Annotated in this window: 16 protein-coding genes; 2 read left to right on the top strand and 14 right to left on the bottom strand. The window is 58.1% G+C overall.

Annotated features, from left to right (window positions below):
* Window positions 1-2: 2 nt before the first annotated feature.
* From thrS to LG409_RS09435, 7 genes are all read right to left on the bottom strand, one after another.
* On the bottom strand, window positions 3-1,925 hold the full coding sequence (gene thrS / locus LG409_RS09405) for a threonine--tRNA ligase (protein ID WP_039181845.1): 1,923 nt from the start codon (window positions 1,923-1,925) through the stop codon (window positions 3-5).
* A gap of 206 nt (window positions 1,926-2,131) precedes the next feature.
* A complete protein-coding gene (locus LG409_RS09410) occupies window positions 2,132-3,001 on the bottom strand; it encodes an OmpA family protein (protein WP_039181848.1) in 870 nt (289 codons plus the stop codon).
* Window positions 3,002-3,245: 244 nt separating this feature from the next.
* Complete coding sequence (locus LG409_RS09415) at window positions 3,246-3,713, bottom strand: DUF2489 domain-containing protein (RefSeq protein WP_039181851.1); 468 nt, start codon at window positions 3,711-3,713, stop codon at window positions 3,246-3,248.
* Between the two features lie 91 nt (window positions 3,714-3,804).
* On the bottom strand, window positions 3,805-4,728 hold the full coding sequence (locus LG409_RS09420) for a heme o synthase (RefSeq protein WP_144984613.1): 924 nt from the start codon (window positions 4,726-4,728) through the stop codon (window positions 3,805-3,807).
* A 47-nt stretch (window positions 4,729-4,775) separates the two neighbouring features.
* Complete coding sequence (locus tag LG409_RS09425) at window positions 4,776-5,828, bottom strand: COX15/CtaA family protein (protein WP_227406537.1); 1,053 nt, start codon at window positions 5,826-5,828, stop codon at window positions 4,776-4,778.
* Window positions 5,829-5,864: 36 nt separating this feature from the next.
* A complete protein-coding gene (locus tag LG409_RS09430) occupies window positions 5,865-6,368 on the bottom strand; it encodes a hypothetical protein (RefSeq protein ID WP_039181860.1) in 504 nt (167 codons plus the stop codon).
* A gap of 4 nt (window positions 6,369-6,372) precedes the next feature.
* Window positions 6,373-7,020, bottom strand: coding sequence for an SURF1 family protein (locus LG409_RS09435; protein ID WP_308428120.1), 648 nt, complete (start codon window positions 7,018-7,020; stop codon window positions 6,373-6,375).
* Window positions 7,021-7,075: 55 nt separating this feature from the next.
* On the opposite strand from LG409_RS09435, the gene LG409_RS09440 reads away from it, so the two are divergent.
* The gene (locus LG409_RS09440; RefSeq protein WP_039181867.1) at window positions 7,076-7,267 is read left to right on the top strand and encodes a DUF2909 domain-containing protein; all 192 of its coding nucleotides are present in this window, start codon (window positions 7,076-7,078) and stop codon (window positions 7,265-7,267) included.
* 4 nt (window positions 7,268-7,271) lie between these two features.
* Here LG409_RS09440 and LG409_RS09445 read toward each other — a convergent pair whose 3' ends face one another.
* The 5 genes from LG409_RS09445 to LG409_RS09465 all read right to left on the bottom strand — a co-directional run bounded on the left by LG409_RS09445 (window position 7,272) and on the right by LG409_RS09465 (window position 11,862).
* Window positions 7,272-8,132 carry a cytochrome c oxidase subunit 3 gene (locus LG409_RS09445; RefSeq protein WP_039181869.1) on the bottom strand — a complete coding sequence of 287 codons (861 nt, stop codon included), beginning with the start codon at window positions 8,130-8,132 and terminating at the stop codon, window positions 7,272-7,274.
* Complete coding sequence (locus LG409_RS09450; protein ID WP_227406538.1) at window positions 8,129-8,713, bottom strand: cytochrome c oxidase assembly protein; 585 nt, start codon at window positions 8,711-8,713, stop codon at window positions 8,129-8,131. The genes LG409_RS09445 and LG409_RS09450 overlap by 4 nt, the downstream gene beginning before the upstream one ends.
* A 28-nt stretch (window positions 8,714-8,741) precedes the next feature.
* Complete coding sequence (ctaD, locus tag LG409_RS09455) at window positions 8,742-10,400, bottom strand: cytochrome c oxidase subunit I (RefSeq protein WP_039181874.1); 1,659 nt, start codon at window positions 10,398-10,400, stop codon at window positions 8,742-8,744.
* 45 nt (window positions 10,401-10,445) lie between these two features.
* Window positions 10,446-11,564: a cytochrome c oxidase subunit II gene (coxB, locus tag LG409_RS09460; protein ID WP_039181877.1), complete on the bottom strand. Its 1,119-nt coding sequence runs from the start codon at window positions 11,562-11,564 to the stop codon at window positions 10,446-10,448.
* A 124-nt stretch (window positions 11,565-11,688) separates the two neighbouring features.
* Window positions 11,689-11,862, bottom strand: coding sequence for a DUF2970 domain-containing protein (locus LG409_RS09465; protein ID WP_084123813.1), 174 nt, complete (start codon window positions 11,860-11,862; stop codon window positions 11,689-11,691).
* Between the two features lie 240 nt (window positions 11,863-12,102).
* Here LG409_RS09465 and LG409_RS09470 point away from each other — a divergent pair, with 240 nt between their 5' ends.
* On the top strand, window positions 12,103-12,315 hold the full coding sequence (locus LG409_RS09470) for a hypothetical protein (RefSeq protein ID WP_096922917.1): 213 nt from the start codon (window positions 12,103-12,105) through the stop codon (window positions 12,313-12,315).
* Between the two features lie 21 nt (window positions 12,316-12,336).
* Here the strand turns inward: LG409_RS09470 and hrpB are convergent, their stop codons facing one another.
* Window positions 12,337-14,781 (bottom strand): ATP-dependent helicase HrpB, encoded by a 2,445-nt coding sequence (gene hrpB, locus LG409_RS09475; RefSeq protein ID WP_227406539.1) that lies wholly within the window; start codon window positions 14,779-14,781, stop codon window positions 12,337-12,339.
* 8 nt (window positions 14,782-14,789) lie between these two features.
* Window positions 14,790-15,440, bottom strand: a complete 651-nt coding sequence (locus tag LG409_RS09480) for a TetR family transcriptional regulator C-terminal domain-containing protein (protein ID WP_144984593.1) — start codon at window positions 15,438-15,440, stop codon at window positions 14,790-14,792.
* Between the last annotated feature and the right edge of the window lie 150 nt (window positions 15,441-15,590).

A 15,590-nucleotide genomic window follows, 5' to 3' on the forward strand; every position in this document is an offset into this window, starting at 1 on the left:
CCTTAGGCAATTGACGATGTCGCCAGGGCTGCTCTCTCTTCACTGAACCTTTCGATGAATTCGTCGATGGTCATGGTGCCGAGATTTTCGCCGCTGCGAGTACGCACGGCCACTGAGTCAGCTTCTACTTCCTTATCTCCTACCACCAGGAGATAGGGAACTTTCTGTAATGTATGCTCACGGATTTTAAAGCCGATCTTCTCGTTCCTCAAGTCCGCCTTGACCCGCAAGCCATTTTTTTGCAGCCGACGCTCTACTTCCAGAGCAAAATCGCGCTGTGCATCGGTAATCGTCATCAACACCGCTTGCTGCGGGGCCAACCATAATGGCATAGCACCGGCATAGTGCTCAATCAAAATACCCAGGAAACGTTCGAAAGAGCCCAGAATGGCACGATGAAGCATGACCGGCGTCTTGCGCGCACCATCTTCATCCACGTACTGAGCACCCAAGCGGCCCGGAAGATTGAAGTCCAACTGCAAGGTGCCGCACTGCCATACTCGATTCAGACAGTCGCGCAGTGCAAACTCGATCTTGGGACCGTAAAACGCCCCTTCACCTGGCTGCAACTCCCACGCAAGTCCCGTGGCATTCAAGGCAGCTTCCAAGCCCTGCTCGGCTCGATCCCACATTTCTGCTTCGCCAAGGAAGTCTTCAGGACGCGTGGACAGTTTGAGCTCTACCTCGTCGAATCCAAGCGTTTTGTAGACTTGCAGCGTCAGCGCAATGAACGCTTCGGCCTCTGCCTGAATCTGCTTTTCGGTACAGAAGATGTGCGCATCGTCCTGGGTAAACCCACGCACCCGCATCAGACCATGCAGTGAACCAGAGGGTTCATTACGATGGCAACTGCCAAACTCGGCCAGACGCAAAGGCAGGTCGCGGTAGCTCTTCAGCCCCTGGTTGAACACCTGCACATGGCAAGGGCAGTTCATCGGTTTGACCGCGTACTCACGCTTTTCGGACTCGGTGGTGAACATCAGCTCACTGTAGTGACCCCAGTGGCCTGATTTTTTCCACAGCGAGAGATCGACCACCTGGGGTGTCTTGATCTCCTGATAACCATGCGCCCGCTGTACGTTACGCATGTACTCTTCCAAGGCCTGGTACATGGTCCAGCCATTGGGATGCCAAAAAACCATACCGGGAGCTTCTTCCTGCAGGTGGAAGAGGTCCATCTTGCGCGCCAATTTACGGTGGTCACGCTTCTCGGCTTCCTCCAAGCGCTGCAAGTAAGCCTTGAGCTGTTTCTTATCGCCCCAAGCCGTGCCGTAAATACGCGTGAGCATCGGGTTGGAAGCGTCGCCGCGCCAGTAAGCGCCCGCCAGCTTGGTCAACTTGAAGGCTTTCAGGTGCCGGGTATTCGGCACGTGCGGCCCCCGGCACATGTCCGTGTACTCTTCATGATGATACAGGCGAATCGCAGCACCTTCCGGAATATCACGGACGATTTCCTGTTTGTAGGGCTCGTCACGCTCTTCGAAGGTGGCCATGGCCTTGGCACTATCGACGTATTCACGTATTACGTCGTACTCCTGGTCGATCAGCGCCTGCATGCGCTTCTCGATCGCCTCCAGATCTTCTGGCGTCACGGATTGACCAAAATCGATATCGTAGTAGAAACCATCATCGATAACCGGGCCAATCGCCATCTTGGCGCTGGGGTAGAGCTGCTTCACGGCATGGCCGATCAGGTGGGCACATGAATGGCGGATGATCTCCAACCCCTCGTCATCCCGCGCCGTGATGATGGAAACATCGGCATCCTGCTCGATGATATCCGCTGCGTCCACCAGCACCCCATCGATCTTGCCCGCCACGCAGGCCTTGGCTAAACCAGGACCAATGGACTCTGCCAGCTGCATGATGGAAAGGGGGCTATCAAATGTTCTCTGGCTGCCGTCAGGCAGTGTCACTATGGGCATTCAAATATTCCTTGAGCGCAGTGGTGATCCATACCAGGGATCACATTTCGCTATCAACGGTAGAAAAACGGGCTCGAAACCGGCCGACAGCCTAACAGACTTTGGCACTTCATAAAATAAAACGGGAGGCCCATGGCCTCCCGTTCTTTTACTCTCTTTCAGCGCCACACATGTGGCCTGTCAAGGAGCATCATACCGGCAAGTGATTAGTTCCACTCATCCAGTTCTACGCGACGGTTCTGCGCACGACCTTCGTCAGTGTCGTTGGTCGCAACAGGACGCTCTTCGCCGTAACCTACAGCACGCATGCGGTTAGCTTCTACGCCACGCTGGGCAAGGTAGGCAGCCACGGACTCGGCACGACGCTGAGACAGGTTCTGGTTGTACTCGGCAGCACCACGTGAGTCGGTGTGGCCTTCGATGCTGACACGTACGTCAGGGTTGTTGACCAGACGCTCGGCAACACCGTTCAACACTTGCTGTGCATTGGCAGTCAGCTGTGCGGAGTCGAACTCGAAGTTGACATCACGCAGTACCAGGCTTTCCGGGCAACCCAGCGCGTTCACGGCAACACCCGCGGGGGTATCAGGGCACTGGTCACGGTAATCCGGCACGCCGTCACCGTCGGAGTCCAGCGGACAGCCATTGGCGTCTACTGCCACACCAGCTGGGGTACCCGGGCACTGGTCACGGTAATCCGGCACGCCGTCACCGTCTGAGTCCAGCGGGCAGCCTTCAGCGTCAACTGCCACGCCTGCAGGCACTTCACCATAGCTCGGGCACTGCGGTGCAACCGGCTCAGGGGTGTGGTCGGCACACAGCAGGCCACCGATGGCAGCGCCAGCTGCGAAGCCAGTGGCAGCGCCACTCTCTTCGTCAGAGCTGCCGCTAGTCGCGTAGCCAATGCTGCCACCGATCAGGCCGCCAGCAAGTCCACATACGGCGGGATGCTGGTACCAGCTACGGTCACTGCTTGCACTCGCCTGACCAGAAGACTGAGAGGCAGAGCTGGCGCAGCCAGAGAGGCCTACTACGAGGGCAGAACCGATTAGCAAGCCAGTTGTTGATTTTTTCATGCAAGACTCCTTCTTGATCCAATGCTGATATGGTCTGTGACCAAATCTATCTAATGCTTCTTTTAGCGAGAGCATCCATTTTTCGCTGTTCTTCTTCAGGATGGGCGCCGGAGCGCATCATGAAATCGAACGAGGTGCCTATCATTAACGTTTCAGCGTTAGAAGGCAACAATGCCGTGATATCAACTTCTTGCCAATACCGACGTGTTTAGCATAGCAAAGCTGACACCAATGACACTAAAAATCAGTGTAACGCCTTGGAACCTTTGGCGCGCCACTGGATCACAGCAGCGGCAGCGGCAAGCACCGCAGGTCGCATTTCAGCTTCCACTTCGAGCCGTTCCTTGTCTTCACGCATCCGCTCTCGGGGCGTCAATTGCTTGCGAGCAGAGTGGGTCTTGAGATGCCGCGTCCGGTTGTAGACTTCGGCAAATGCTTGAAATTCTGGCCTTTCTGCAAGACTAGGATCAACGATTTCCAGCAGCACCTTACACCGCCAAGAGCCTTCGGTGATATCCACCTGCTCCTGCACCAGCGCGCTTACGACGTAATCCAGATTTTCAAGGCTGTTCTGCTGAGCACGCTGCTCTTCCTCGATACGAAAAGCTTCCCGACGCTTTACCTCCTTCCGCAGGGAATACGCATAGCCCCCTAGCCCGGCAATCACCATCATCGCGACAGCCAGCAACAGTAGTGCAACGGTAGAGCTCATGAAACCTCTTCATTCAGCCGTGAAATAGTTTAACGAAAATTGTACACCGTTTTCTACAGCGTAGACCAATTTTGTCATTTGCTCGTCCTCGCTACCCAAGGGCCGAGGGCAGCAGAAAAGTATAATGGTCCAACAAGAGCGCGCCAAACAGTCCCAGCAGGTAACGAATGGAAAACCAGAAGGCAAGCAGCGGCGCTTCTTGGTCATCCCCTTTCCATACGCGCCAGCTCCAATAAATGAACCGCGCATTGAGCGCTACGGCAATCACCAGATAGACCCAGCCACTCATCCCGACGACAACCGGCAAAAGTGATGCGGCAACCGTCAACCAGCTGTAGAGCCAGATCTGCAGTTGCGTAAACACGACGCCATGCGTCACGGGCAACATGGGGATGCCGGCTCGGGCGTAATCGTCACGCTTGTGGATAGCCAACGACCAGAAATGCGGCGGTGTCCATACGAAGATGATCAACATCAGCAGCAAGGGCTCTGCTGATACGCTGCCCGTCACGGCGACCCACCCAAGCAGCGGCGGCGAGGCCCCTGCCACACCACCAATGACGATATTTTGCGGCGTGGCACGCTTGAGGTACGCGGTATAAAGCACGGCGTAACCCACCAAGGATACCAGCGTCAGCGCAGCCACTAGCGTATTCACCTGCCAGGCAAGCAGTCCAATGCCCGCCACCGAGAGCCCCACGGCCCATAGCACGGCCACCCAGACAGGCAAGCGGTGTGCCGCCAACGGCCGCCGTGACGTACGCGTCATCACAGCATCCAGATGGCGGTCGATGATATGGTTGAACGCGGCGGCCCCACTGGAGGCCAACCCGACCCCCAGAAGGCCGTAGATGACCGCTTTCAGTGGCGGCACCCCTGGTGTCGATAGCGCCATGCCTACGGCCGTACATACCAACATGACGACTACCACGTTGAGCTTGCACAGTAACACCAGCTCTTTCAATACTCCCCAGCGCACGGCAGGCAAGGTGCTATCCAGTGTTGCGTATCGCATAGTGATCACCTGATGGATTGTTATTGTTTTCAAGGTCAATCATTGGACTATCGGGCCTGCACGTATAACGCTTTCCCGTCGAGCGCCTGCACTGCGTGTGACCGTTCAGGCATATAACGGTAGCGCCACCAGGCCCACCCCAGCCCCAGGCACAACAGCACTGCGCCAGCGGTATGCAGCAACGCCAGCCACAACGGCAGCCAGAGCAACACATTGGCAACACCTAACCCTGCCTGTAATACATACAGCAACACGACCATGGACAAGGCACCCACGACCTCACTCTGGCGGCGATGGCGCCACCAGAGCGCCAACAGCACGATACCCAGCAGCAACGCACCTAAACGGTGTACCACGTGAATGGCAGTGCGCGCATCGGCATGCAGTTGACCATGCAGATAATTGGGGCCCACGGTCTGGGTCAGATGAAACCCTTCGCTCAAATCCATTTCAGGCCACCACTGGGTGTTGCAGGTGGGAAACCCTTGGCACGCAATGCCGGCATAATTGCTCGTTACCCAGCCCCCCAGTGCCAATTGCAGCACCAGCGCCGCCCCAGCCAGCAGCCAAAGCAGGCTTGGCTTTCGGGGAGACGCCAACACCCCTTTTGCCGACCGCCGGATACGCAGATGAAGCCAGAAAAACAGCATCAACACACTCAGCCCGCCCAACAAGTGCAGCGTGACCACCTGTGGCCAGAGCTTCAAGGTCACGGTAAATGCGCCAAACGCGCCTTGGATGAGGATCACTACCAGTAGCGCGACGCTTACCTTCCACGGGTAGCCTTCTCGGCGCCTCAATGGCCACCCCAGAAGCAGCGTTCCGATCACCAGCAGCCCGAGAAAACTGGCGACATAGCGGTGCCCCATCTCGACCCAGGCCTTGAACGGGTCGAGCGGCACATCCGGATGACGCAGTGCCGCATGCTCGCTATCAGGCACCAGCAATCGCCCATAGCAACCAGGCCAATCGGGGCACCCTAGCCCAGCATCCACCAAGCGAGTCCAAGCCCCCACCAGAATGACCAGCATCGTCAATAGCGTGCCTGCCAGGCTCAACGCTACCAGCAGGCGCAAACGGTGCTTATCGGAATGAATCATCACGTGTCCTTACGGCTGTTCAGTCGCCGGGAAAAATTACAGAGCATTCACTTTGAACAAGTGCCTGATATCTTTGAGCATGTCTGACGCAGTGGCCGTTGTGTGATAGGCCAGCGCTGGGCGGCCTGCGGGGTCCAGCACCCAGACTCGTTGCTCACCACGCCAAGTGGGCAAGGTGTGCCATGTCGTAGCAGCCTCCCCAGGCAATATCTGCAAGTCGCCGCCTATCCTGATGCGTTGCAAGCGCCCTGCCTCCCGTCCGAGCGCGCGGTGCAAACGCCACAGTTCATCCTGTCTTGCTTCACAGGGCTCCACGCACTCGAACACCAGCATCCACTGCTCACCAGGCTCAAGTCTAGACGTTAGTGGCCACTCCTCCAGTGGTGGCGCAGTCACGGAAATATCGCCATGAGCGGTGTAATGGGAAGGTATACCGATGCGCCATGTCACCATGACCCATGCGATCACCACTGGCGCGGCAAACGCAACGAACAGTAACATCAGGATAAGACGAGGAAAACGCTTTGCGCTGGAGGACATCGGGTTAACTCCTGATTCTCGCGACCCGAGGGTCATTCATGAGGCGGTGGCCCCCGATCAGCATTACCGCCAGAGCCGCCAACGCCAGGCCCCACCACTGAAACGCATAAGCCTGATGGCGAGCTGGTGGCACGACATTGGCTTCCCACCAGGGGATCAAGACACCATCGCCCTCCTGAGCATGCACCCATCCGGCAAAACGGAACTCGCCAAGTGCGGACGTCCAGGGAGCCAGGTCGAGCCGTTGCAGCCTCACCCCTTCCAGATTATTGCCATAGACGAGACCATCCGAATGCGCCACCTGCCACTCGCCGATGACCTGCACCAGGCCTGCTGGTGTCGCCGAAACCGGTGGCTCTCGGCTGCTGCCGGTTTCCATGAACCCACGTTGAATCAGCCAGAGCTGACCATGCTCGTCACGCAAGGGGGTCAGCACGGCAACGCCCAGGCGGCCATTGAGGATACGGTTATCGAGATAGAGCGTGTTCGCCGCCAGATATTCGCCCTGCAGGCGCAACGTGGCGCCCTCGACTGGCTCACTGACCGGTGACACCAGGGAGGGGGCTGCGGCACGCTGGTCAAGCGATCGCTGCTTGTCAGCAGCACGCTCCCACTGCCATAGTCCTAACAGCACACCAGCAACGACCACCACGGTCCAAAAACAACCCCATACACATAACCGCAAGGTAACACGGGAGCGTCGACGCATGGCACTCAAGCTACTGATCGCATTGGTATTCATAGGCATGGTGGCCAGCCTCGCCGCAGGTGCTGGTTTTTTATTGCGAGACCACGGCGCTTCACGGCGCCTTCTGACCTCGCTGAAATGGCGTGTCGGCCTGGGCTGTCTGCTCATGGCATTGCTCATTTTTGGCTTCTGGTCCGGCGAACTGGGCTGACGCATTAAAGCACATAGACAAAGATGAACAGCCCTACCCACACCACATCGACAAAATGCCAATACCAGCACGAAGCTTCGAAACCAAAATGCTGCTCATTGGCGAAATGTCCCTTGATGATTCTGACCAGCATGGTGGCCAGAATCAGTGTGCCAATGATCACGTGTAGACCATGAAAGCCCGTGAGAATGAAAAAAGTCGCGCCAAAGATACCGGCTTCCAGGGTAATCCCGTAATGGTGGTAGGCTTCGTAGTACTCGACCCCCTGAATGACGATGAAGCAAATGCCCAGACCGACCGTTGCCGCCAGCCAATTCCGACATGTTGCTCGATAACCCAGCTTGAGCGCTTCATGAGCGACCGTCAGGGTGATGCTCGATGTGACCAGCAGCAACGTATTCACCAGCGGCAACTGCCATGGGCTCAGCACGCCATGGGGCCCTGACACGGCGGCATCAGGAGGGTTCAACAGCGGCCACTCGGGAATGAAACCAGGCCATAGCAGCGCCGATACACCTTTGGCACCCTCACCGCCCAACCACGGAAGCGCAAACGTTCGGACGTAGAAAAGCGCCCCGAAGAAAGCTGCAAAGAACATCACTTCCGAAAAAATGAACCACCCCATCCCCCAGCGAAACGAGCGATCCATCTGGGCATCGTACAAACCGCCCATCGACTCATGCACGACATCTCGGAACCAGAGACCCATGACCGCCACCACGGCCACCAATCCAACCGCCAAGACTGGCATACCGGTGCCATAGACCAGTTGAATACCGGCACCGATCATCATCACACCCAGCGCAATCGAGCCCAATACTGGCCACCGGCTGGTCGCAGGTACGTAATAGCTGCCGCTGCTCATATGCTGCCTCCTGAGGCATTGTCATAAGGGTCACTCAGTGCGACGTGATGAACGGGATAGAGGGTGTACACCAGCGTAATCGTATTGATCTCCGCTGGCAGATCCCGGGCGAGTTGAAATACCAGAGGTATGGTCAGCCGTTCCTGGCCTTGCAGCTGCTGCTCTTGAAAGCAGAAACAGCTGACCTTGCGAAGGTGTGTCGTGGCGTTGGAAGGCGATACGCTAGGCACGGCACGCCCCCAGCTCTGGGCTTGGCTATTATTGGTGAACGTGAAATCGACCTCGGCAGTTTGCCCGGGATGCACACGCATCTGGCGCGTGGCAACACTCATCTGCCAGGGCAACCCCGCGCTGCCACGAGTAATGAACTGGACCGTGATGAAACGCGACGTGTCCACCTCTTCGTGAACGATGGCCTGGGCGGTCGTATCCACCTTGCCATTCAGCCCTGTGATACGGCAGAAAACGTCGTAAAGCGGGACCAAGGCAAAGGCGAAGGCAAACATCCCCACCAGCACTGCCGTGGTGCGAATGACCGTACGCCGAACGGCTACCGTTTGCTCTGCACTGCTGATGGCCATCTTGGAGCCCTCCCCCGACTACGCATGACTAATCATGTGCCTGATGGCGTTGAAAGACAGGTGGCGTCTCAAAGGTATGCAGTGGCGCCGGGCTAGGCACACTCCATTCCAGATCCTCAGCCCCTTCCCAAGCCTTGGCCGGTGCTTTTTTACCCCCCTTGACACACAGTACGACGACCAGCACGAACAGCAGTTGAGAGAAACCGAAGAAGAACGCGCCGATGCTGGACAGCAGGTTGAAGTCGGCGAACTGCAGCGCATAGTCGGGAATCCGTCTGGGCATGCCCGCCAGCCCGGCAAAATGCATGGGGAAAAAGGTCAGGTTGACCCCAATGATCGAGCACCAGAAATGGCACTGAGCCAAACGCTCGTTGGGATAGTGGCCGGTCCATTTGGGCAGCCAGTAGTACACGCCTGCCATGATGGCAAAGATGGCCCCCGGCACGAGCACATAGTGAAAATGAGCGACCACGAAGTACGTGTCATGGTATTGAAAGTCGGCCGGTGCAATGGCCAGCATCAGCCCGGAAAAACCACCGATGGTGAACAGCACCACGAATGCCAGTGCAAACAGCATGGGTGGCTCGAAGCTGATGGAGCCTCGAAATAGCGTGGTTACCCAGTTGAATACCTTCACGCCGGTTGGCACGGCGATCAGCATGGTGGTGTACATGAAGAAGAGTTCTGCCGCCAACGGCAAGCCCACCACGAACATGTGGTGCGCCCATACCAGAAACGAGAGCAGCGCAATGGCTCCCGTGGCATACACCATGGAGGCATAGCCAAACAGACGCTTGCGCGCAAAGGTTGGAATGATCGCAGACACGATACCGAAGGCTGGCAGAATCATGATGTAGACCTCGGGGTGCCCAAAGAACCAGAACAGGTGTTGGAACAGCACCGGGTCACCGCCCCCCGAGGCATCGAAGAAGCTGGTTCCGAAATTGATATCCATGAGCATCATGGTAATCACCCCCGCCAGCACGGGCATGACGGCAATCAGAAGAAAAGCGGTAATGAGCCATGTCCAGACGAACAGCGGCATGTCCATCATGCGCATACCGGGGGCACGCATGTTGAGGATGGTGGCGATGATGTTGATCGCCCCCAGAATGGAGCTGATACCGGCGATGTGCAGGGCCAGGATGAAGAAGGTCGTGGAGGGTGGCGCGTAGGTAGTGGACAAGGGCGCATAGAAGGTCCAGCCAAAATTGGGCCCGCCGCCCGGCATGAACAGTGTTGAAAGCAGGAGCGTGAAGGCGACAGGCAGCAGCCAGAAGCTGAAGTTGTTGAGCCGAGGAAGCGCCATGTCAGGCGCTCCGATCTGTAGCGGGATCATCCAGTTGGCCAGTCCCGTGAAGGCAGGCATGACGGCTGCGAACACCATGATCAAGCCATGCATGGTGGTCATCTGATTGAAGAACTCGGGCTGTACCAGCTGCAGTCCTGGTTGAAAAAGCTCTGCCCTGACCACCAGTGCAAAGATGCCCCCAATGAAGAACATGGTCAGCGAGAAGATCAGATAGAGCGTACCGATCTCCTTGTGATTGGTGGTCAATAGCCAGCGCATGAGTCCTTTCGGGTGATGCGCATGCTCATGGTGGGCAGAACCGGCGCTGGCATGAGTGCCAGCGTGAGTGGTAGAGCTATGCTGCAACGGATGCTGAGGGGGTAGTTGGGGCGCCATGAGCTTCTCCGCCTGCTTTTCGTTGTTATGGGTAGAAACGTGGAGTTATTGGGCTATCAGCTCAGCAATGGCTGCAGGCTGTACCGTTTCACCCGTGTCATTTCCCCAGGCATTGCGGGTATAGGTGACCACTGCGGCAATTTCAACGGGGTTCAGAGTTGCCCGGAAGGCAGGCATCGCCGCGCCAGAGACCCCATTGACGATCCTGTCGATATGCCAATCCAGGTCTTCGATCAACTGATCATTACCGGCCAATGCCGGGAAGGCCGGCATCGCCCCTTGCCCTTCGGCTTGATGGCAAGAAGAACAGATGGCGCGGTACACCGCTTCCCCTCTGGCCATCAGCTCCTCCATTTCCCATTCACGGTCGACGCCCATGGCCTCCTGCTCGGCCGCTTCACGCCGCTCTACCAGCCAGGCATCGAATTCCTCTTCTTCCATGGCATGTACCACGACAGGCATGAAGCCATGATTGACACCACAGAGTTCGGCACACTGTCCGCGGTAAATACCGGGTGTATTGATCTGCACCCAGTTTTCATTGATGAAGCCGGGAATCGTGTCCTGCTTGACCGCCAGCTCGGGCACCCACCAGGAGTGGATGACATCGTCCGAGGTCATCAGAAAGCGCACTTTGCGATTGATTGGCAAGACCAGGGGTTCGTCCACGTCGAGCAGATAGTGCTCTCCTCGCTCCTCCTGCCCGCGGATCTGCTCCCAAGGGGTGCTCATGTTGGAGTTGAAGGCAACGTCTTCGCCCAGGTATTCGTAGCGCCAGCGCCACTGCTGGCCGGTGATCATCACATCCAGGTCGGCTTCCGAGGCGTCATACATGTTCTTGAGCGTAGCGGTGGCGGGAATCGCCATACCCACCAGAATCAGCACGGGAATGGCCGTCCACAACACTTCCACCGTGGTGTGCTCGTGAAAATGGGCTGCTTTGGCTCCCTTGGCGTGGCGATAGCGAAACAGCGAGTAGAACATGACGCCAAACACCACGACGCCAATGACGACGCAGATCCAAAAAATGGTCATATGCAGATTGAAGATATCACGGCTGACGTCCGTGACACCCACCGGCATATTCCAACTATTGGCCGACGCCGCTGACGCGACGGCAAGACTCGATGAGGGAAGTAGTAGCCATCGCCACACTGGGGGCATAGAAACCTCCTTTATTATTGTTGTTCTCGCCATGCTTTTATTAAAGCAGGATTAAGACGTCAATCTCAGTATAGAAAACAAATGCCATTCGTCACGCAAACCTTGCGTGATTTGCCTCAACGTTTCATCCGGCGACCCACTTGGCCAACCAGGCAATCGCCAGTACGAACAGGAGCGTGACGACGACCCCCGTCACAATGAACGCCGCAGGTCGCTCGCTGGAGAAGTCCTGCCTGCGCTGCCGATCATTCTGCACCCCGATCAGGGCTGCCAGTACCGACTTCAAGACTGACCACATATCCACTCCCCACCTTCTGCACTCAACCGCCTGGGCGTCTTCCTGACGCCCTTTTACAAGGACACCTGACTGATATCCCAGCATAGACACAAGGTGAACATGCCCGCCACCGATCATCATCTCCATTGCTGCATCGACACCATTGAAATTAGCTTGCGAGCAGTGGCGGTGCGCTTCACACTACGCAGCACTCGTCGTCACCCTTTTTCATGAGCATGTGCCATTTTCAGGGAGCTTTTCATGCCCAAGCGTCGTATCACGCTGTCTGGTTTCGTTTTTATTCTTGGTCTGTCGAGCCTGGCGGGCTGTACCACTTACACATGGCCGGATGGCTCTCAGGAAACGGTCTTTGGGGTGGTTTCCGAAGATGAGAACAAGCGTTACGAAGAACCTCGCGCGGACGGCGTACGCTATCAACGCCCTGGAGAAGTACCGGAACCTGCACAAGAGTAAAGAGCACGCTTTGACTGACCTTCAAGCGTTGCCCAAGCGGCGCTTGGTCAGTGCCGTGGCTTGCGCCGTCAAGGGGTCTTCTGGCCACGGGTGCTTTGGATACCGCCCGCGCATCTCTTTTCTCACCTCCGGGTAGCCGGTCAGCCAGAAGCTGCGCAAGTCCTGGGTTACCTGCAGAGGGCGTCGGGCCGGTGACAGCAGGTGAATCATCACGGCCACTTGCCCTTCGGCCACGGTCGGTGTTTCTTGCCAGCCAAAGGCCTCCTGCAGCTTCAATGCCAGCACCGGCGGCCTGCCCTCCAGGCAGGGAAGATAGTCCAGCGTAATCGTGTTACCGCTCGGCGCGGTAAGGCCGATAGGCGCCAGACGTGCCAACGCACTCTGCGCTTCCCAGGTCAGCGTATCCAGCAGGCACCGCGCGAAAGGCAGTTTTTCGACTTGTGCCAGCCGAGTCATACCGGCCACGTAAGGCGCCAGCCACTCGTCCAGATCATCCACCAACGCAGCATCGGACCAGTCGGGCCATTGCCTAGGGAAAGTACGCTTGAGCAGCGCCATGCGCCCCTGCAAGCGCCTGACCTCGTCATTCAGCAAGGCTGAAGGGCGGCGCTGCAAAGCGCTCATCAGCGCTTGTTCGGCAGCGGCGGCGGGCAGCGTCTGTAGCGGGCGTGCCGCCAATACCAGCTCACCGTGACACTGCACCGTTTCGGCCACCAGCTTGCCTGGCGGCTCTTGCCAGGCAACTCGTTCGTGCCACCTCGCCGTCGCCGGATAAAGGGCTCGCAAAGCCTGTTCGGAGAGGGGCACTGCCCTCTGGATCGGTGCATCACGGCTAGCGCTGTCGAGGTGAACGGCCACCAGATACGGCTCGTTGGCCAACGGGTGCTGCGGCGATAGCGTTGCCGTCTTGCCATTGGCCAGCTTGAAACGCCCGAGGTTCATGAGCTGGGCCACTCGGTCAGGAAACGCCACCGCAAGCAGCTCACCCAGAGGCTCAAGATCAAGGCGTGACGGCACCGTGCATCCCATCAGCGCCGCCAGACGCTTGACTTCCTGGTGCCAGATTGGGAATGCAGAAGATGTTTTCAGCCGAGCGGCCAGGGCTTCCTGCAATGTTCCCTCAAGACGCTCCCGGCCCTCCAGCAGCGCTGCCAACGCACAGGCCAGCGCGGTATTTTCTCCAGCCTTGGAGCGCACCAGCATCGCGGCCAGGCGAGGCTCCACCGGCAAGGTACCGCACTGCTGCCCCAACGGGGTCAGCCCGCCGGCCTGATCGAGCAGCCCCAGCCGCTGGAGAAGATCGCGCGCGCTCTGCCATGCGCCCTTGGGGGGTGGAGATAGCCAGGCAAGCGCGTGGGGTGCATTGACCCCCCATAGCGCCAGTTCCAGCGCCAGCCGCGAGAGATCGGCCTGCAGCATCTCGGGCTCGCGGTGCGCGACCAGCGGCTGGTCCTGTGCCCACAGACGATAGCAGTAGCCTGATTGCTGGCGACCCGCGCGCCCACGCCGCTGGTCGGCGCTGGCACGATTGACGCGACGGGTAGTCAACCGCGTAAGCCCCGTTTGGGCACTGAACTCGGGCACCCGTTCAAGGCCTGCGTCAATGACGACGTTGACGCCGTCGACCGTCAGGCTCGATTCGGTGATCGAGGTGGAAATGATCACCCGCCGCTGCGTACCAGGGCTAAGTGCCGCTTGTTGAGCATCCAGCGTCATGCCGCCATGCAGCGTGCGAATATCCAGCGTCAGCGATGAAGCCGCCAGCGCCTGAGCGAGCCGGCGGATGTCCGCCACGCCGGGCAAGATGACCAATATGTCCTGGGCATCGTCCAGCGCCACGGCTTCCTCCACGACGCTGCGCGCCGCCATGGCGGCGGTCTCACCGCCAACAGGTGGCCGATATAGCGTGGTGACCGGAAAGGCGCGGCCACTGCTCTCGATCACCGGAGTATGCTCGCCCAGCAAGGTACGCAGCGCCTCTATATCCAGCGTCGCGGACATCACCACCAGGCGGAGATCGTCACGAATGCTTTGCTGCACGTCCATTGCCAGCGCCAGACCCAGGTCGGACTCGATACTGCGTTCATGAAACTCATCGAAGAGAATGCCGGCCACCCCCTCCAGCAGCGGGTCATCCTGCAGCATGCGCGTCAGCACCCCCTGAGTGATCACTTCCAGCTGCGTGTCAGGCCCCACCCGTTGATCACCGCGCATGCGATAGCCAATACGCTTACCCACCGGCTCACCCAACTGAGCGGCCATGTAGGTTGCCGCCAGCCTGGCCGCCACCCGCCGAGGTTCGAGCATCAGCAGGCGCTGGCCACGCGCCCAAGGGCGCTCGATGAGCCGCAACGGCACGCGGGTGGTCTTGCCCGCGCCGGGCTGCGCCACCAGAATGAGGCGAGAGTGGGTGTCCAGAGCGTCTTCGATCGACGCCAGGTGTTGCTCGATGGGCAGCTCAGGCATGGTCGAACTCATGCAATCGATACGACTGGGCGCTCTATGCCACAGCCTTTCAAGATCACATGCTCCAGGAAGCGACAAATAGCGTCGATGTCCTCCTCGGCCAGTGCCTCCTGGCCGAGAATGCCGTTCACCTGGGCACTGTACTCGGTATAGTGCTGGGTGGATGACCAGATCAGAAAAATCAGCCAGCGAGGATCCACATCATCCATCTTCCCCTGTCGCGACCACTCTCGCATGATGGCGGCACGGCTGCTGACCCACTCTCTCAGCTCACCGTTCAGGTAATCCTTCAGAAAAGGTGCGCCCCCCAGGATTTCAGCCGCAAACAGCTTGGAACCCTCGGGATAGCGCTGACCAAGCACCATTTTGGTGCGAATAAAATCGCTCAATACGGCTGCTGGGTCACTCGCTGGCGTAATGTCCTCCAGCACCGCGTTCCAGCGCTTCATCATGCGATTCAGTAGTCGCACATAGAGCGCCTGTTTGCTCCCCATGTAATAGAGGATATTGGCCTTGGGCAAACCAGCGACGTCAGCAATCGACTGCAGGCTGGCTCCGCGATAACCATGCTGAGCAAACACCTGTTCGGCGGCACTCAATATCATCTGCTCGATGCGATCCCTGCTGGCGCTCTCATGGTTAGCGGTATCAAGCGTCATTGAGTAAGCTCCTTGATATAGGCTCGGGTTGTGCCGATCAGCTCAGGCCCAACGTCGGACAACGCTGCAAAAAGGGGCATTTTCGCTCTTTATGCATCGTTTCAGGGCATCAAAACGCGCTGACAACAAAGTCTTGCAAGCCACGCTTTT

This window comes from Halomonas sp. NyZ770, from assembly GCF_020616575.1.
Taxonomy (GTDB): Bacteria; Pseudomonadota; Gammaproteobacteria; order Pseudomonadales; family Halomonadaceae; genus Vreelandella; species Vreelandella hamiltonii.